This is a genomic window from Neobacillus cucumis (assembly GCF_002860255.1).
GTDB lineage: Bacteria > Bacillota > Bacilli > Bacillales > Cytobacillaceae > Neobacillus > Neobacillus cucumis_A.
Window position 1 is genome coordinate 116,575 of sequence record NZ_PGVE01000052.1, and the last position, 17,892, is coordinate 134,466.

At 39.2% G+C, this 17,892-nt stretch carries 16 protein-coding genes and 1 pseudogene; 11 read left to right on the plus strand and 6 right to left on the minus strand.

What is annotated here, in order from left to right:
• Positions 1-100: 100 nt before the first annotated feature.
• The 3 genes and pseudogenes from CVD27_RS13825 to CVD27_RS13835 form a co-directional block, all read right to left on the minus strand.
• Complete coding sequence (locus CVD27_RS13825; RefSeq protein ID WP_101648493.1) at positions 101-1,327, minus strand: MFS transporter; 1,227 nt, start codon at positions 1,325-1,327, stop codon at positions 101-103.
• An 81-nt stretch (positions 1,328-1,408) separates the two neighbouring features.
• Positions 1,409-1,987: a DUF2087 domain-containing protein gene (locus tag CVD27_RS13830; RefSeq protein ID WP_101648494.1), complete on the minus strand. Its 579-nt coding sequence runs from the start codon at positions 1,985-1,987 to the stop codon at positions 1,409-1,411.
• Positions 1,988-2,095: 108 nt separating this feature from the next.
• Positions 2,096-2,757 (minus strand): annotated as a pseudogene (locus CVD27_RS13835) (DUF899 domain-containing protein).
• A gap of 349 nt (positions 2,758-3,106) precedes the next feature.
• Between CVD27_RS13835 and CVD27_RS13840 the strand changes: the two are divergent.
• The 11 genes from CVD27_RS13840 to CVD27_RS13885 all read left to right on the plus strand — a co-directional run bounded on the left by CVD27_RS13840 (position 3,107) and on the right by CVD27_RS13885 (position 14,110).
• Complete coding sequence (locus CVD27_RS13840) at positions 3,107-3,676, plus strand: DUF429 domain-containing protein (RefSeq protein ID WP_257984359.1); 570 nt, start codon at positions 3,107-3,109, stop codon at positions 3,674-3,676.
• Between the two features lie 396 nt (positions 3,677-4,072).
• Entirely contained in the window at positions 4,073-4,468 is a 396-nt protein-coding gene (gene spxA, locus CVD27_RS13845; protein ID WP_101648495.1) for a transcriptional regulator SpxA, read from the plus strand.
• Between the two features lie 20 nt (positions 4,469-4,488).
• On the plus strand, positions 4,489-4,623 hold the full coding sequence (locus CVD27_RS27765; RefSeq protein WP_142384099.1) for a BA3454 family stress response protein: 135 nt from the start codon (positions 4,489-4,491) through the stop codon (positions 4,621-4,623).
• A gap of 177 nt (positions 4,624-4,800) precedes the next feature.
• Entirely contained in the window at positions 4,801-5,214 is a 414-nt protein-coding gene (locus CVD27_RS13850) for an RrF2 family transcriptional regulator (protein WP_101648496.1), read from the plus strand.
• 124 nt (positions 5,215-5,338) lie between these two features.
• Positions 5,339-5,650 (plus strand): IDEAL domain-containing protein, encoded by a 312-nt coding sequence (locus CVD27_RS13855; RefSeq protein ID WP_101648497.1) that lies wholly within the window; start codon positions 5,339-5,341, stop codon positions 5,648-5,650.
• 391 nt (positions 5,651-6,041) lie between these two features.
• Complete coding sequence (locus tag CVD27_RS13860; protein WP_101648498.1) at positions 6,042-7,070, plus strand: LacI family DNA-binding transcriptional regulator; 1,029 nt, start codon at positions 6,042-6,044, stop codon at positions 7,068-7,070.
• Between the two features lie 319 nt (positions 7,071-7,389).
• On the plus strand, positions 7,390-8,655 hold the full coding sequence (locus CVD27_RS13865; RefSeq protein WP_101648499.1) for an ABC transporter substrate-binding protein: 1,266 nt from the start codon (positions 7,390-7,392) through the stop codon (positions 8,653-8,655).
• 180 nt (positions 8,656-8,835) lie between these two features.
• The gene (locus tag CVD27_RS13870; protein WP_374703074.1) at positions 8,836-9,675 is read left to right on the plus strand and encodes a carbohydrate ABC transporter permease; all 840 of its coding nucleotides are present in this window, start codon (positions 8,836-8,838) and stop codon (positions 9,673-9,675) included.
• A complete protein-coding gene (locus tag CVD27_RS13875) occupies positions 9,675-10,505 on the plus strand; it encodes a carbohydrate ABC transporter permease (RefSeq protein ID WP_101648501.1) in 831 nt (276 codons plus the stop codon). Before CVD27_RS13870 ends, CVD27_RS13875 begins: the two co-directional genes overlap by 1 nt.
• 22 nt (positions 10,506-10,527) lie before the next feature.
• Positions 10,528-12,744, plus strand: coding sequence for an alpha-galactosidase (locus tag CVD27_RS13880; protein WP_101648502.1), 2,217 nt, complete (start codon positions 10,528-10,530; stop codon positions 12,742-12,744).
• A 37-nt stretch (positions 12,745-12,781) separates the two neighbouring features.
• Positions 12,782-14,110, plus strand: a complete 1,329-nt coding sequence (locus CVD27_RS13885) for an alpha-glucosidase/alpha-galactosidase (protein ID WP_101648503.1) — start codon at positions 12,782-12,784, stop codon at positions 14,108-14,110.
• Between the two features lie 750 nt (positions 14,111-14,860).
• Here CVD27_RS13885 and CVD27_RS13890 read toward each other — a convergent pair.
• The 3 genes from CVD27_RS13890 to ribD form a co-directional block, all read right to left on the minus strand.
• The gene (locus tag CVD27_RS13890) at positions 14,861-16,063 is read right to left on the minus strand and encodes a CynX/NimT family MFS transporter (RefSeq protein WP_101648504.1); all 1,203 of its coding nucleotides are present in this window, start codon (positions 16,061-16,063) and stop codon (positions 14,861-14,863) included.
• A 79-nt stretch (positions 16,064-16,142) separates the two neighbouring features.
• Entirely contained in the window at positions 16,143-16,715 is a 573-nt protein-coding gene (locus tag CVD27_RS13895) for a 5' nucleotidase, NT5C type (protein WP_101648505.1), read from the minus strand.
• Positions 16,716-16,762: 47 nt separating this feature from the next.
• Complete coding sequence (gene ribD / locus CVD27_RS13900) at positions 16,763-17,854, minus strand: bifunctional diaminohydroxyphosphoribosylaminopyrimidine deaminase/5-amino-6-(5-phosphoribosylamino)uracil reductase RibD (RefSeq protein WP_101648506.1); 1,092 nt, start codon at positions 17,852-17,854, stop codon at positions 16,763-16,765.
• Between the last annotated feature and the right edge of the window lie 38 nt (positions 17,855-17,892).

Sequence of the window (17,892 nt, forward strand, 5' to 3'; positions counted from 1 at the left end):
CTCAAAAAATTAATCAAACGATTAATTAAATCGTTAAAACCTATGATACATATGGTCCAACAAAACTAACCAAACGTTTAATTAGTTATTAACATCTAAACTATAAATGGGAAGTAAGTTCTTTCTGCGACGGAAGTTTCTTATGGTACGCCTTTGATGAAACGACACCCATGAGACTAATAGCAATCAAAATATAAGCACCCCCACCAATCAACCCCAACATACGAGGAGCAACAAAATCTAAAGCCATCCCCGATAAAAACATAGACAAACCCAATATTGTATTTCCAACAGTCGCTAACAGTCCAAACATCGTTCCTTGATACTTCTCAGGGAGTTCATTCATTAGTACAGTATCGAAGCTGGCATTCCCAATCCCTGACACAAAAGCAGCACCACAAAATAGAACAAACGCAAAGATCACTAAATGAGTTCTGCTTAATAATACAAGAGAAGCTCCTTCTAGCATCAAACAGACTAAACCCGTAACTAAGAAATTCTTTCTAAGCCGGTTGGCAACAAAGTAGCTTAACGTTAACCCAATCCCTAACGCTCCATAAAAAAGACCAACACCAATATCCCCCATATGATACTCCTTCACGGCGTATACACTTATGAGGACATTATCCATTCCGTTCATAAAAGCAATTAAAATTTCACAGATTAAAAGGATTAGAACAGGAGCAGACATCAAAATAATTTTTTTAAATACAGTAAATAAAGCTTCCTTTTCAGATGCGCTATCCACCTCAACCTGTTCGTTTTCAGGGAACTTAATCGTTGAGATAATAGCGGCTGCTCCTAAGAACGAAGTGGCATTAAACCAAAATGTTACATGGGCTCCAAAAATATAGGCCACAATTCCCCCAGAAAAGGCCCCGCCAATTAGAACGATTCCGATCAATACCTGTTCTAAGCTATTGATTTGTATGAGCTTTTCTTTGCTGACGAGACGGGGGATGGATGACTTTCTTGCTGGGCTATAGATGGCTTCCCCAGCAGCTAAAAAGAAGGTACTTACATAAACAATCCAAAGCTCCTCCTTACTGTGAACCAATAAAAAGGACAGCGCAAATGCGATACGAATCAAATCTGTTGTTACTAGGATGATCTTTCTAGAGAACCGGTCGGCCAGCCATCCCCCCAAAGGAGCAAAAAAGATAAAGGGGATTAACCGAATAGCTAACGTCATTCCCACTGCCAAGCCTGAGCCTGTTATTTGTAACAGCATCGCTAATACAGCAACAGAACTAAAGCGATCTCCAATTCCATTTACAACCCCCGCCAAAAACAACTTGCGATACTGTTTTTCTTCCCTTAAAACCAAGTGATCACCTTCTTTTATAAATATCTAATTTTATATCTATCTAATTAGTTTGGTATAAAAAACGGACGCTTATTAACGCCCTTAACTCAACCACCATAGCTCAACAGGATTTAGCTCATATTGATTATTCTCCCGGTACATGTACTGACACATGATAAGCTCGCGGCGCAATGTGGCATAGTCCTCATGGAATTGCTTTAAATATCCATTAATTTCCCTTTCTTGGTATACTCTCCCAAATTCTAAACCCTTGGCCATGTATTCAAGTACAACCAGCTTTTTCTTTCGCTGGGCAGGGTAATTCTTGAGTTTTCCATCTTTTGTGAAGAAATTATTGATAATAGCCGTCCGTTCCTCAGCTGTAACCGACATTTCCATCCTTGCTTCACCTCCTGTTCCAACCGTTAAAATCGCTTTAGCGCTGCTCTCTAATATTTTTGCGTTAAGTGAAAAATAGATGGTGTTTTTATCGCGTTTCTCTTTGATCAATCCAACCTCTCTTAGCTTCGCTATATGGTGGGTAATGGTTGGAGGTTTAAGTCCAAGCTTTCCAGCAATCGCTTGGCCGTGCAAGGGACCCTGTTGGAGCAATGCAATAATACGAATTCGAGTCAGATCGCCTAATGCTTTATGAAATTCAACAATTTTATTCAATTGCATAAAAAATACACCTACTTTAACAATTATCTAATTAGATGATAATTGAAGTAGGTGTAATAATCAATAAGTTTCTACGAATAAAAAAAGCGAGGTCCTCCTCGCCGAAATTTATATTTTGGGAACATATTGGTCATGATGCCGCAGCCCAAGATCATCCTGTCGACCTTTTGGCACCAAATCGAGAAACTGGTAGGTGATATTCATCATGTCAATACCACGAGCGAAGTGGAGTATGTATGGAATATATTTTCTTCTTTATCTTTGAAAAAAACACTTACACCCTCTCTATCAGTACTCATAGGATTCTGAAGTGTATAGTTGTAAAATGACTGCTTATTTTCAATTTCTTCTTCTGTAAAAGATGCTTGAAAATCAAAATTAAAATCCATATGCCCCGCTGAATACCAAGGAAAGGTCCAACCCATTTGCTCTTTGAATGCTTCCAGCTTTTCTAAAGGGGCACGTGAAATACAGACAAAAGTTACATCACGGTGATTTAAATGTGGAATCATCCCACTGTAGTGATCGGCCCAAAAAGAACAATGTTTGCAGCCACGATCCCAATTAGGATCAAACATAAAATGGTATACAATCAGTTGACTTCTTCCAGAAAATAAGTCTGACAGTGACATCTTCCCGCTAGGACCGTCAAAGCTGTAAGACTTGCGGACGGCTTCCCACGGCAAATCTCGTCTCTGTTGTGTGAGTTCATCCCGTAACTTAGTGAATTCCTTTTCTTTCTGTAACAATTTTTTCTGGCCACGATCCATTCATCCCTAGGCAGAACTTTATGTTCCATCGATAAAACACCTCAATATCAGTTTTCACACTTATTCTTCCAATATCTAAGGTGGCTCATCTAACCTAAATTTAAACATTTATAAACACCGAGACTGTTTTTTAAAATTTGGTTTTTGAAAGGAAACGGATGAATAAGAATACGCTTACTATGGAGGATAGAAAGCTTACTAGCAGTTAGATTTGACCTTTATTCCTGCAAAAATAAATCCTGCCCCAGTAAATAAGGCTCTGGGAAATTATCATTGGAAACTGAAGGGGAAATTTTTTAAAATAGTGTTTGATTGGGACCTCTATATCTAAAGAAAGCGATGGTTAATCATGAGAGTAATTGGCATTGATTTATCGGGACCAAGTAATCATAAAGATACAGTTTTGACCGTTTTTGAAAAGCAAGGAAACCAATTAAAGTTCGTGAAATGGATGAATAATGTTAGTGATCAGCAGATAGTAAATGAGATTCTAGAACAAAGTCAGTCAGATGAAGTTGTAGTCGGTATCGATGCACCTCTGTCCTACGAAGATGGGGGAGGGGACCGGCAAGGTGACCGTGAGCTTCGAAAGTTTATCATTGGATTAGGGATGAAGCCCGGATCTATTATGCCTCCTACTCTAAACAAAATGGTCTATTTAACACTAAGAGGGATTAAGCTTAGTAGAGAAATCGGGAATCTTACTACTCACTATCCTGTTTCTATCGTCGAAGTTCATCCAGGAGCGGTTATGGGATCAAGACTGCAGAAGACAGATTTTGGGCTTGTATTAAGTTACAAACAAGATTTGGCAGCGCGAATAATGATGTGGGACTGGCTTAGCCAGCAAAATTTAATCGAACTTCTATTCTTAAAGAGGAACCAAGTCATTGGATTGATGCCTGTGCCGCGGCCTTAGGTGCTTGGCATTGGAAAGAACCCCTGTTAAGAACAAGCTGGCTATATCCAGCAAAGCCCCCGCTGCATCCTTACGATTATTGTTGTTAGACTTTGGAGGTTGTATGAAGATGTCTTTGTTTGTCCAAATGGACAAGGTTTCAGAATGACTGGCAGGCATTAAAATTTTTTATATAAAGTTAATACTTTCCAATTGACTTTTTCAACTGTAAACATTAAAGTTACAGTATAGGTTAGAAAAAATAAGTTGGGCATTTTTAAAACCTAAACTGTAAACTTTTTTATTACATTTTAAGTTTAGGACAAAAAGTTTGAACCAACTCACATTTGGGTATTTATCTAAATGTCTAGGTAAGTTTGGTACCATACCAAATATAAGCAGGGAGTGTGTTCACACATGGTGACTCTTTATACAACACCAAGTTGTGGTTCTTGCCGGAAAGCAAAAGCTTGGCTTGAAGAACATCAAATTGACTATATCGAAAGAAACATTTTAGCTAATGCCCTTACAGTCGATGAGGTTAAATCCATTCTTCGATTGACTGAGGAAGGCACTAGTGAAATTATTTCAACGAATTCAAAAACCTTTCAGGAATTAAATATAAATATTGAATCACTTCCGCTTAATGAATTCTATGAATTAATCATTAAGCATCCCAAAATGTTGCGCCGCCCAATTATCCTAGACGAAAAAAGATTACAGGTGGGATATAACGAGGAAGAAATTCGCAGTTTTCTGCCACGTAAGCTTCGCACATTTTTGAACACCGAATTACAAAAAATGGCAAATTAGTTTTTTAGGAGGAAAAAGAAATGATTGAAGTATTTGTAACAGTTAATTATAAGAATAGAACTTATCATACAAATGTGATTGCAAAAAAAGAAATGACATGGGAAAAGATTAATCGGATTGCAGAAGAACAAGTTAGAAAACAATGGAATAGTTAAATTTATCATTGCCTAATAAAAAATAGGATGTTTATATAGGTTTAAGTGATCTTAGAGCTTTTATCAAGTGCTTGACAAGGTAATCTGTAATGTTTAGTATTACAGTGCATTGGTAAATACTAATAAGGCTGCTGTATAAGGTGATTAGCAGGCTTTTATTTCTTAGGAGGGCAGGCCATGAATAGTGATTTTACACTTGCCATTCATAGTTTAACTTTTCTTGCGCTGCAGCCCGACCGGATGTCAACAAGTGATGCGATTTCAGCGAGCGCCTGTGTACACCCTGTACGGATCCGTAAAGTGCTAAGTTTGTTAAAAAAACATAAATTTATAAAATCAAAAGAGGGAACTGGCGGCGGTTTTCTTTTTGCAGTAGAACTAGATGAAGTCAATCTCTGGGATATTTATAAAATTACCTCTGAAGGTGCTCTGCAGCCTAAGTGCCCTGATTCAAATGAACGGTGTATTGTAGGGGCGAATATGCAAAGGGTTCTATTTTCTATTTTCTTAGGTGCGGAAGAGCATTTGGGTGAATATTTAAAGGACTACACATTAAAAGAAATAATCGACCTTGTTAACCAAGAACAATAACGTGTTGTAACCCTTAAATGGGTTGCGCGTTTCGTTTAATTAAAATGTAATAAAAAAAATTACAGATTAGCGGATCTTGCATATACTAATGACTAACATTAAAAAGACTAAGAAGGTGAAATAAATGTTGTTACAAATAGGTGATTGGGTTAAGGGAACATTACGAGACGGGGAATTAATCATTGGTTACATTGAATCACTGGATGTTCCAGGAGTAGTGAAGGTAAATGCCGTTACAAGTGATAATCATCAGATCGTTGGAAAAACAGTGGCCCTATTGAGTGGCCGTGTTAAGAAACTGCCTGTTTCTAATGTGAGCAACAAGGCACAAATTCTATTTCTGATTGACTTGGCTTTATCTACAGGGGATGAAGACTGGTTCTTTGAGCTTTCTTCCAAATTAAACGAAATGAATCAGCTTGTAAATCAATTTTAAAATATGTTTAAAAAACAATTGAATGAGGATTCAAAAATCACCGAACGTTGAAAGAGGTCAACCACATTTTTGGTTGGCTTTTTCTATTTGGTCTCATTACTAAAATATTTAGTAGGACATTTTATCCTTTTACACGGAATATCCCCAATTTCCTATTTTGCTAAAATATTAAGGAACGCCTAATTTCATTCCTGAGTTAAGGTTAAGTCTTCTTCAAACCAGAGTTTGACTTATCTTTGAATCTTTTGCATGGTTAGTGATATTTTTACTAAATTTTCTAAAAATAATGTTGAAAACCCTTTCATTAGCTGATATGATTAGATAGAACTCAGTAAATAATTTAGTGATATTTATTGAGTGATAAGTAAAACATTTAGTGGGGAGTTTTAAAATGGCGACAATTAAAGATATAGCAAATATGACAAAAGTATCTCCTACCACTGTTTCGAGAGTGTTGAATAATGATCAGACTATTTCCGTTTTAGAGGAAACCCGTCTTCGAATATTACAAACAGCAAAGGAACTAGGTTATAAGACCATCCTTGAACGGCAAGCGGAAAAACATATGGAATCTGCAAAAAAGACACCCAATGTGGGGATATTACTTTGCCAAACATTAGAAGAAGAAATGAGTGATCCCTACTTCTTATCCATCCGTCAAGGTGTAGAGGAAGAGTTATTACGGCAAGGAATCACAACAACCAGCACAGTTCGCCTTTATGAAGCAGGTTCCAATCCATATATTCATGATTTTGATAGTTTAATTGTGATTGGAAGAATTAGTGAAAAAGCCCTCAAAAAAGTGAGTGATCACATTCAAAACGTTGTATACATTAACCATTCTCCAGATGATAGCCTTTATGACTCAGTGGTAATCGATTTTGTAAAGTCTACCGAACTAGCGTTGAATCATTTATTGAAGGCGGGTTACAAACGGATTGGATACATTGGCGGAGTAGAAAAGGAACATGCCAATAGTGGAAAAATTAAGGTTGAGGATGAGCGGCTTACGACCTTCGAGAAGTTCATGGAAAGTGAGGGATTGCATGATCCTAGGTGGACGTTTATCGGTGAATATCAAATGTCCCAAGGTTATGCATTGATGAAGAGAGCGCTTCAACTAAAGGACTTGCCTGAAGCCTTCTTTATTGCGAGTGATCCAATGGCAATCGGTGCATTAAAAGCTTTACAGGAAGCCGGGCTTTCGGTGCCAACCGATGTAGCCATTGTAAGTTTTGATGATATCGAAATTGCCCAGTTTACAAGTACACCTTTAACAACCATAAAGGTCCATACAAAAGAAATGGGTCACACAGGAGTAAAACTATTAATGGATCGATTAAATGGAAGAACACTGCCATTGAAAGTCGTTTTACCTTCTGAATTGGTGGTGAGACAAAGCTGTGGGGCTGTAAAATAGGTTGTCTTCATGCTTTATCTAAATCTCTCTTTGAAGGGTGTGATGCCAAGAATCAATGATGAGTCTATTAAAGAGGAAGAGGCTTATTCATCCGTAATCTATTTTTAGAGTAGTAGATTTTGTGACGGCCAATCACTAATTACGAAGGATGAATAAACCTTAGACTCCCGAAAAGAAAAAGGAGTACTTATATTATATAGTGCTTCCTTCCTATGCTCAAGATAATTTGTCCTAGTAGTCATTTATATTAAAATTTGTTTTGTGAACAAATCGGTACGGCAATCAATCAACTACATTTGGAAATCCAGGGGGTATCTATATGAAGAAAATATTTAAAGCTTTAGCGATTGCAGCTTCCCTTACAACCATGATGGCGGGGTGCTCTAGTAAAAGTTCTTCATCCAGTGAAAGCGGCAAAGTAACATTATCACTCTATTCAACTGTAACAAATGAAGCTGACCAGAAAACACTCACAAATGTCATTCAAAAATTTGAGAAAGAAAACCCTAGTATAGACATTAAATATAATTATCCTGCTGATGGTTATGAAGGCATGCTGCGCGTTAAAATGGCAGCCAATGATATGCCGGATTTATTTGATACCCACGGCTGGGCTCAAAAGCGCTACGGAAATTATACGGAAGACTTAAGCGATATGGATTGGGTAAAAAACCTGGATCCTGCTTTAGATCCAATCCTGAAAGATGACAAAGGGAAAGTCTATGCCTATCCATTAAACCAGGCAAAAGACGGAATTACATACAATAAGTCACTATTAGAGAAGTACGGAATCAAGCCGCCAACCACATTTGATGACTTCATGACTGCACTAGAAACAATTAAAAAGAAAAGTAAGGGCGAAGTCACTCCATTATGGTTCGCTGGTTCGGATAAATCGGCGTTTGGTCAATACTTTGACCAGTTCTTGACTCCATTATTTGTGACAAAATCAAATCCTGATTCTGAGAAACAATTATTAGAAGGAAATATTAATTGGTCCGACTACACCTTCCTCCCTGAAAAACTCAAGGAAATGAAGGATAAGGGCTTATTGAACGAAGATGTTCTAACTGCTCAAAATCAGCAAATGACGGAACTGATGGCTCAAAATAAAATTGGGTTTATTATCGGCGGGGGGATGTTAGGACCATCTGTTGAAGAATTAAATCCTAAGGTGAAATTAGGGGTGATCCCAATGCCTGTGATTCATTCAGGAGACGATCCGGTTTGGATTGGTGGAGAACGCCATACACTGGCTGTTTGGAAAGATTCAAAGCATAAGAAAGAAGCTAAGAAGTTTATTGAGTATATCTCCCAGCCTGATATCGTAAAAGAAATTGCTGAAGGGACTGCCTTACCGGCAGGTTTAACGAATACGGATGCTAAAAACTATTACTCTAGTGACTATGAAACTTTCAAGGATGTAAAAGTCCAGCCATATTTTGACCGCGTTTATTTACCAAGCGGCATGTGGGATGTTCTTGGTGCAACCGGACAAGAATTATTATCCGGCAAGATGTCGCCGAAGGATGTATCGAAGAAAGTGGGCGAGGAATTCAAGCGTCTAAAGGATCAGAAAAAGTAAAAGAACAAGGGATGGGATATAGGGGCAGACAAGCAGGCTGCCCCTGTACTCCAACTGTAGAAGATCTTTTATAGGAGTTGAATACTGATGATAGAAGTGGAAACTCAAAAAGCAGCACCTGCGAAAATAAACGTTAAACTAGAGAAATTAAAAAGTAAGAAAGAATCATCGCTGTGGTGGATGTACCTTCCGGCTCTTGCACTCATCTGCTTTTTTATCATTTACCCCTTCCTCATGGGGATCAGAATTTCATTTACCAATTGGGATGGTTTTTCCCAGACCTACGATTATGTTGGATTGAAGCAATACGCGAGATTGCTTAAGGATTCGGATACATGGCTAGTTGTAGGGAATACGTTAATCTACGGAATAGGGAGTACCTTTTTTCAAAATATTCTGGGTCTGCTTTATGCATTATTACTGAACCAGAGTATTAAAGCACGGGCCATCACACGGACCATTGTGTACCTGCCTGTTATCATTAGTCCCTTAATTATGGGATACATCTGGTATTTCTTCTTTGCCTATCAAGGAGGCGCCCTAAATGATGTAATGCAATTTATCGGTTTAGATAAGATCAATGCTTTAGCTGATCCAAATATGAATAAGTGGATTATCGTGTTCGTCAATACCTATCAATTTGTAGGGGTAGCGATGATTATCTATCTAGCAGGCTTACAAAGTATTTCTAAGGAATACTATGAAGCTGCTCAAATAGACGGCGCCTCTACTTTCCAGCAATTTAAAAATATTACGCTGCCATTATTGATGCCTTCTGTCACGATTAATATGGTCTTAAATATTATCGGCGGTTTGAAATTATTTGATGTGATTGTTTCACTTACAGGCGGCGGACCGGGGAATGCTTCGCAATCTATGTCTACCTTTATGTATGACTTATATTTTAATAGACAGGATGCCGGGTATGCTGCTACGGAGGGTGTTTTAATGGCAATCATCATCCTCATCATCAGCTTGGCCACATTGATTTTCTTTAAGCGCAAGGAGGTCGAGGCATAATGGATTACATGAATAAACGAAAGAAGACCGTCTTAACGGGGATTGCTCTGGCTATTACCTTATTTCACTTAATTCCATTTTATATCCTATTTACAACAGCTTTTAAAGAGAAAGGGGATTTCAGCTCCAAGTGGGCTTTCCCTAAACAATGGTCCTTCGTTAACTTTTCCGAAGCCTGGGAAATGGCTAATTTAGGAAATGCCTTTCTCAATACCGTCATTATCACCTTTTTTTCCGCTCTATTGTTGATTGTTTTTGGATCATTAGCGGCCTACCCGCTTGCTAGACGGCAAACAAGGTTAAATAAGTATATGTATATATTATTTATCTCTGTGATGGTCATCCCGCCATTAACTGCTTTAGTACCTTTATACAATTTGGTCGTGGATATGGGTCTGATGAATACCCATCTCATCGCCATTTTGAATAACGTCGCTTCTTTTATGCCATTAACGATCTTTTTATATGCAGGCTTTATCCGTTCAACCATTCCAAAAGAATTGGAAGAAGCAGCAAAAATAGATGGAGCCAGTACCATTGGGACCTTCTTTAAAGTGGTTTTCCCTTTATTAAAACCAATTACTGCCTCGATCTTAATCATTTCTTGCGTCTATATATGGAATGACTATCAATTTGCGATTTTCTTCCTGCAGGCTGATGAAGTGAAGACAATCACAGTGGCACTGTCAGGATTCTTTGGATCAAATACAAACAACCTGAATCTAGTGGCAGCAGCAGCCATTTTAGCCGTAATGCCAATGGCTGTGCTCTTCTTATTCTTACAAAAACACTTTATTCAAGGTTTATCTGCCGGCTCAGTGAAAGGTTAACACGTTTGGAGGAACAGAAAAAATGCCTATTTATTACAATGAAAACTCAAAAGAATTTCACCTTCAGTCTGAAAAAGTCAGTTATATCTTTACTATTTTAAAGAATAACCAGTTGGGACATTTGTATTTTGGGAAAAAGCTGAGACACCGGAAATCCTTCGCTCACCTTTATACAAGTGAAGCCAAGGCCAATGTTGCCTGTGTATTTGAAGGGGATTTGTCCTTTTCGTTGGATACATCGAAACAGGAATATCCTGGCTATGGGACGACTGATTTCCGTGAACCTGCTTTTCAGATTCTACAGGAAAATGGCAGCAGGGTGACAAACTTTATCTATAAAGATCATAAGATATATTCGGGTAAGCCTAAACTTGAAGGACTTCCAGCTACCTATGTAGAGAAGGATCATGAAGCATCTACATTGGAAATCTCTTTGTATGATGATGTAATCGACGCGGAATTAATCTTATCCTACAGCATTTTTGAACAGTTCAGCGCTATCACCCGCAGTGTGAAATTTGTGAACCACGGGAAAGAAAATTTAAATCTTACAAGGGCAATGAGTGCGAGCGTGGACTTCTTTGATTCTGATTTTGAAATGGTCCAATTATCAGGTGCATGGGCAAGAGAGCGCCATGTAAAGACAAGAAAACTAGAGTCGGGAATTCAAAGCATCTCCAGTGCAAGAGGAACAAGCAGCAGCCAGCAAAATCCATTCCTTGCTCTAAAACGGCCAGATACCAACGAACATCAAGGGGAAGTGTTTGGATTTAGCTTGGTCTACAGCGGTAATTTTCTTGCCCAGGTAGAAGTAGATTATTATGATGTGTCCCGCATCACAATGGGAATCAATCCCTTCGATTTTAATTGGCTGCTTCAAAGCGGGGAGAGTTTTCAAACGCCTGAAGTGGTCATGGTTTACTCTGATACAGGCTTAAATGGAATGAGTCAAACCTTTCATGGATTGTATCGCTCTAGACTGGCCAGAGGAAAGTGGCGTGATCAGGAAAGACCAGTATTAATTAATAACTGGGAAGGCACGTATTTTGATTTTAATGAACTAAAGATTCTTGAAATGGCAAGTGCTTCGAAGGAATTAGGCGTGGAATTGTTTGTATTGGATGATGGATGGTTTGGCCAGCGAGACGATGACACCACCTCCCTTGGAGATTGGTTTGTCGATACACGAAAGCTTCCAAATGGAATCACAGGTCTTGCTGAGAAAATCAATGGATTAGGTTTACAGTTTGGATTGTGGTTTGAACCTGAAATGGTTTCGAAAATAAGTGAATTATATAGTAATCATCCGGACTGGATCATTCACGTCCCAAATAGACGCCAGTCGCACGGCAGAAATCAATATGTTCTCGACTTTTCCCGTAAGGATGTCGTGGATTACATATATGAAATGATGGCAAAAGTCTTAGATGAAGCTCCGATTTCTTATGTGAAATGGGATATGAACCGTTATATGACAGAAATCGGATCGGCTCAGCTTCCAGCTGATCGTCAGCGAGAAGTAGCCCACCGCTATATACTTGGGGTATATGATTTATACGAGAGGTTAACCTCTAAATTTCCTGATGTACTATTTGAATCTTGTGCAAGCGGCGGCTGCCGTTTTGATCCAGGACTCTTATATTATGCACCGCAAGGATGGACGAGTGATGATACCGATGCGGTTGAACGCTTGAAAATCCAATATGGTACTACTTTTGTGTATCCATTAAGTTCAATGGGGGCGCATGTATCTGCAGTGCCAAACCACCAGGTTGGCCGAATGACAAGCTTAGATACAAGGGCAAATGCTGCTTATTTTGGTGCGTTTGGCTACGAGCTGGATGTAACGAAAATGTCTGAAGAAGAAAAGTCAGCAGTAAGAGAACAAATCAATTTTTATAAAGAAAACCGCAACCTTCTGCAGACAGGTACCTTTTACCGCCTGCTTAGCCCTTTTGAAAAAGATGGTAATGTGACGAGCTGGATGGTTGTTTCAGAGGACCAAAAAGAAGCGTTAGCTGGGCGCTATCAAGTGCTTGGAAAACCGAATGCGGGCTATGAACGGCTTGTTCTAAAAGGACTTCGTGATGATATGGAATATAAAATCGAAGGAATTCAGGGTTCATTTTATGGAGACGAACTGATGAATGCAGGTATCCAGTTGGATCGGATTGCTGCCGGCTCCTTACAATGGGGAGACTTTACTTCACAGGTTTTTAAACTATCAAGCTTATCTTAGATAAAAAGAATATTAACAGAAAATAGGAGGAAAAGACATGTCAAAAATAACATTTTTAGGTGCAGGAAGTACAGTATTTGCAAAGAATGTGCTAGGGGATTGTATGCTGGTTCCAGCATTAGAAGGATTTGAATTTGCCCTTTTTGATATTGACGAACAAAGGCTAAGAGATTCCGAGAATATGCTTAAGAATTTAAAAGATAGCTTAAATAAAAAGATTGAAATAAAGGCTTATCTAGACCGAAAGGAAGCTTTAAGAGGGGCCAAATATGTTATTAATGCCATTCAAGTCGGCGGGTACCGTCCAAGTACTGTGATTGATTTTGAAATTCCTAAAAAATATGGGCTGAGGCAGACCATTGCGGATACAGTGGGAATTGGAGGGATTTTCCGTAATCTTAGAACGATTCCTGTAATGCTTGATTTTGCAAAGGACATGGAAGAGGTATGCCCGGATGCTCTTTTCTTAAACTACACGAATCCGATGGCCGTATTAACAGGTGTAATGAACCGTTTTACCTCTATAAAAACTGTCGGATTGTGTCACAGTGTTCAAGTATGTACAAAGGATTTATTTAAATCACTGGGAATGGATCCTGAAGGGGTTCAAGAAAGGATTGCCGGCATCAACCACATGGCTTGGCTTTTGGAAGTAAAAAGAAATGGGGAAGACCTTTATCCTGAGATTAAAAGAAGGGCGAAAGAAAAGCAAAAAACCAAACATCATGATATGGTCAGGTTTGAGTTAATGGATAAATTCGGTTTCTATGTAACGGAATCTTCCGAACATAATGCTGAATACCATCCGTACTTTATTAAGTCCAGATATCCAGAGTTAATTGAAAGATTTAATATACCACTCGATGAATATCCGCGCCGCTGCGAAGAGCAAATTCAGCGATGGGAAACCATGAGAGAGGATTTAGTGAACAATAAGGCGTTAGAGCATGTCCGTTCGAAAGAATATGGTTCACGAATTATTGAAGCCATTGAAACGAATATTCCATTTAAGTTTGGCGGCAATGTCCTAAATACCGGAAGATTAATCAGCAACCTTCCTGAGAAGGCTTGTGTGGAGGTTCCGTGTATTGCAGACCGGAGCGGTATTACTCCAACATATGTAGGCGATCTTCCTGAACAGCTGGCTGCATTGAATCGCACGAATATCAATACGCAGCTATTAACAATTGAAGCGGCGATTACGAGGAAGCGCGAATATATTTATCAAGCTGCTATGTTAGACCCACATACAGCAGCAGAATTGTCTCTAGATGATATTGTTTCACTATGTGATGATTTAATTGAGGCGCATGGAGAGTGGCTGCCGAAATTTGCAAAAAGTGAAGATGCGGCTTTAACTATTTAGAGTTGCTGATATTTGGCAGCAACTAGTGTTAAAATGGATAATGATAAAGATAGGAAATATTTGAAAACCTTGCTGATTTAGCAAGGTTTTTTTACGGAAAAAACTAATCAAACGTTTAATTAATAATGATGCCAACAGTAAGAGTAACGGGCTTTGGTAACTATTTCAAACACAATTAATGTGTAATGGTTATTGTCTACCTTAGTGTCTTATTTTTTGGCTTACCGGTCGTTAATAGGAGCTATTGTCTACCCTAGTGTCTTATTTTTTGGCTTACCGGTCGTCAATAAGGTCTATTGTCTACCCTAGTGTCTTATTTTTTGGCTTACCGGTCGTTAATAGGAGCTATTGTCTACCTTAGTGTCTTATTTTTTGGCTTACCGGTCGTTAATAAGGTCTATTGTCTACCCTAGTGCCTTATTTTTTGGCTTACCGGTCGTTAATAAGGTCTATTGTCTACCCTAGTGCCTTATTTTTTTGGCTTACCGGTCGCCAATAAGGGCTATTGTCTACCATGTTGCCTCATTTTTTTAAATAAAAGTCGTCAATAATTCTGATTAATTCACCGGACGTGTTTTCTTTCTAAATTAAATAATTTCATTATATTGGATAACTTAGATAATAAGCAGACTTTTTTCAAATAGACAAACAGCACCGCAAAATGCGATGCTGCTTGTCTATTGTTTTAATTAATAATACTCTAGTTTTACGATTGGTAACGGGACCTGTTTCAGTAGGAGCGTAAGGCTCTTATACATACCGATTCCGGCCTGACATCATACCAAATACCGTCAGGACTACCGAGATGACAATCAGAGTAATCAATGGAATGGTCCACAAGTGGGTCCTATCATACAAGTAACCGATAAGCAACGGGCCTATGGCAGCAAGAATATAACCAGTTGATTGAGTCATTCCTGATAACTCGACCGCACGATTGGCGTTTTTTGAGCGAAGACCTATATAACTCAGCGCCAACGGGAAGTTTCCTCCTAATGCAACCCCAATAAAAATAATGCTAATAATTAAGATAGGATAGGAGGATCCCAAAAGTAATCCTGCATAACCAATAATAGATAACAATCCTAAAATCATAGCAATCCAAACCTGGGATTGATATCGGCCTGCGATGACAGGAATAAAGAAACTGGCAGGCAGTCCGACTAACTGGGTGATGGATAGCAGCCATCCAGCTGTTCCCATACTAAGACCGTGACTTTGTAAGATTTCAGGTAACCATGAAATTGTTACGTAAAATAAAAAGGATTGAAAGCCCATGAATATCGCAATTTGCCAGGCAAGCGGAGAAAGCCACATTTCCTTAGAACTTGAAGAAGGCTTTTTGATTCCTCCCTGCTTCCCTTGGTTAAACCGAAGAAGATAAGTCCATAACAATATCGCTATGATGGCTGGGATTCCCCATACAATAAGGGCTCCCTGCCACCCGAGGTTTAAATCTTTTGCCAAAGGAACACTTAGTCCTGATGCTAATGAGGCAACTAATCCCATGGAAGTGGAATACACGCTTGTCATTAGACCGAACTTATCGGGGAATTTATCTTTTACTACGGCGGGCAGCAAAACATTCCCAACGGCTATACCGACTCCAATCAATAGAGTTCCAGTAAAAAGGAAAAAAGTCATGGGGATGGACCGAATCCCAATCCCGATAATAAGTGCGATCAGACCAACTAGTAAAGTCATCTCATTTGATATACGATTGGCAATCTTTGGAACAATGGGTGACATCGTAGCAAAGACAAGTAATGGGAAACTCATTAATAACCCCGCACTCCAATGGGCAAGTCCAACATCTTCTTGGATCATTCCAACTAATGGACCGACAGATGTTATGGCAGGGCGCAAATTAAAGGCTACTAATACAATCCCCGTAACTAATAAAAATATATATGTCGATTTCATGCGTGCACTTGATTCATGTTGTAACTCCACTAATAAGACTCCTCTCTGTAAATAAACCTTCAATAGTATATCATAATCATTCGAGATGGAGTGAAAGGGTCACCATTGTTTAGTCGGCTAACTCCCTGATAAAATCCTTATATTTTGGCCAACTAACAATACGAGGCATTTTTACGTGCCTGTTATACGATTGATCTTTCAGAAAAACTTTTACCTTTTGATCTGTAAGAGTCTCCAGAATCTCCGGTTTATCGTCAAAGTAAAAATCTAAATGTAATTGCTTAATAGTGTTTACTTTTTCATGATCCTTCATTCCCCAGAAGAACCGGTCATCATGAACAGGGAAGCCGTGTTCTAGTAACCATTTTTTCGTACGCTCGCCATGCTCCTGATAGCGTGCCGTTATATAATAGATTTCATGTCCTTGTCTTTCAAGCTCCTGCAGAAGTTCAACAGCTCCTGGAAAGGCAGGGCAATCTGTATAGTAAATATCTTCTAGTGTATTTTTCCACATCTGCGAGCCTTCTTCAGCTGTCATCCCAAAGGGTTCATGAATTTCTACTCTTTTTAATTCTTTGAAAACCTCAAGACCGATTTCTTTACCTAACTTTTTATTATAAATGTGGAAGGCATGCTCTCTTAAATTAATTAGTGTGTCATCAATATCAAAACCAAACCTCATGTAGGCACCTCTTTCAGAAAAAAATGGATGGTGACCAGCACCGTCCATTAGTTAATATATATAGGATATCCAGTAAATTTAAAATCCTTCCCAATGGGCGTAACGGTTAAATTAGATAACTCAACTGCATCGCCCATTTCCGCTATTCCCGTTCCCTCTAAGAAAGTAGGAGCGTCCTTGCCGCCAACCAGCTTAGGAGCCACATATAGGATCACTTTATCTATTAATTGCTTTTCAAAAAGAGAAGCATTTAGGGTACCGCCTGCCTCTATGAAAACCGAGGAAACAAGCTTTTCTCCTAACATTTTCATTACATCTGCTGGATCCACTTGATTCGAACCGCTCGTCACAAAGACAGGGATACCAAGATCCTCTAACACTTTCCGTTTTTCTTTATCAAAATTTTCACTAGTAAAAACCCAAGTATCCGTCTGCTGATCGGTTATCACCTTCGCCTCCAATGGAATCCGAAGGGAAGAGTCCAAGATCACTCGTATGGGGTTGCGTCCGTTTGGAATTCTCGAAGTCAGTTCAGGATTGTCTTCAATCACAGTATTGACTCCAACAAGGATAGCCATATTCTCACTTCTTAACTGGTGTACATCCCCTCTTGCGTCAGGAGAGGTAATCCACTTGCTGCTGGCTGTATGGGTAGCTGTTTTGCCATCAAGCGTGGTAGCTGCTTTCAATGTGACAAATGGTATTTTCTCCACGATGAATTTATTAAACACTTCATTCATCTGGCGGGATTCTTCCTCGCAAACCCCGATAACGACCTCAATTCCAGCGTCTTTAAGAATCTTAACCCCATTTCCTGCAACAACTGGGTTCGGGTCTAACGTTGCGATCACTACTTTCTTAATTCCTGCCTCAACAAGTGCGACCGCACAAGGGCCTGTTCTACCGTGGTGGGAGCAAGGTTCAAGGGTGACATAGATGGTCGCGCCCTTCGCGTGATCCCCAGCCATACGAAGTGCATGGATTTCAGCATGGGGTTCTCCGGCTTTCATGTGCGCTCCGACCCCTAAAATTCGGTTGTCATTGACAATCACAGCGCCAACAAGGGGATTCGGATCTGTCTGACCTTTCATGGCTTGCGCATTTTTCAATGCCAATTGCATATAAAACTCATCATTCATACAACCATATCCTCCTGCCAAATCAGGATGGTGTGATC

What these genes read in the sequence shown, in the direction of transcription:
- CVD27_RS13830 (WP_101648494.1), bottom strand. Translation starts at nt 1,987, where the DNA reads ATGCAATTGAATAAAATTGTTGAATTTCATAAAGCATTAGGCGATCTG.
- CVD27_RS13840 (WP_257984359.1), top strand. Translation starts at nt 3,107, where the DNA reads ATGAGAGTAATTGGCATTGATTTATCGGGACCAAGTAATCATAAAGAT.
- spxA (WP_101648495.1), top strand. Translation starts at nt 4,073, where the DNA reads ATGGTGACTCTTTATACAACACCAAGTTGTGGTTCTTGCCGGAAAGCA.
- CVD27_RS27765 (WP_142384099.1), top strand. Translation starts at nt 4,489, where the DNA reads ATGATTGAAGTATTTGTAACAGTTAATTATAAGAATAGAACTTATCAT.
- CVD27_RS13850 (WP_101648496.1), top strand. Translation starts at nt 4,801, where the DNA reads ATGAATAGTGATTTTACACTTGCCATTCATAGTTTAACTTTTCTTGCG.
- CVD27_RS13855 (WP_101648497.1), top strand. Translation starts at nt 5,339, where the DNA reads ATGTTGTTACAAATAGGTGATTGGGTTAAGGGAACATTACGAGACGGG.
- CVD27_RS13860 (WP_101648498.1), top strand. Translation starts at nt 6,042, where the DNA reads ATGGCGACAATTAAAGATATAGCAAATATGACAAAAGTATCTCCTACC.
- CVD27_RS13865 (WP_101648499.1), top strand. Translation starts at nt 7,390, where the DNA reads ATGAAGAAAATATTTAAAGCTTTAGCGATTGCAGCTTCCCTTACAACC.
- CVD27_RS13870 (WP_374703074.1), top strand. Translation starts at nt 8,836, where the DNA reads ATGTACCTTCCGGCTCTTGCACTCATCTGCTTTTTTATCATTTACCCC.
- CVD27_RS13875 (WP_101648501.1), top strand. Translation starts at nt 9,675, where the DNA reads ATGGATTACATGAATAAACGAAAGAAGACCGTCTTAACGGGGATTGCT.
- CVD27_RS13880 (WP_101648502.1), top strand. Translation starts at nt 10,528, where the DNA reads ATGCCTATTTATTACAATGAAAACTCAAAAGAATTTCACCTTCAGTCT.
- CVD27_RS13885 (WP_101648503.1), top strand. Translation starts at nt 12,782, where the DNA reads ATGTCAAAAATAACATTTTTAGGTGCAGGAAGTACAGTATTTGCAAAG.
- CVD27_RS13895 (WP_101648505.1), bottom strand. Translation starts at nt 16,715, where the DNA reads ATGAGGTTTGGTTTTGATATTGATGACACACTAATTAATTTAAGAGAG.
- ribD (WP_101648506.1), bottom strand. Translation starts at nt 17,854, where the DNA reads ATGAATGATGAGTTTTATATGCAATTGGCATTGAAAAATGCGCAAGCC.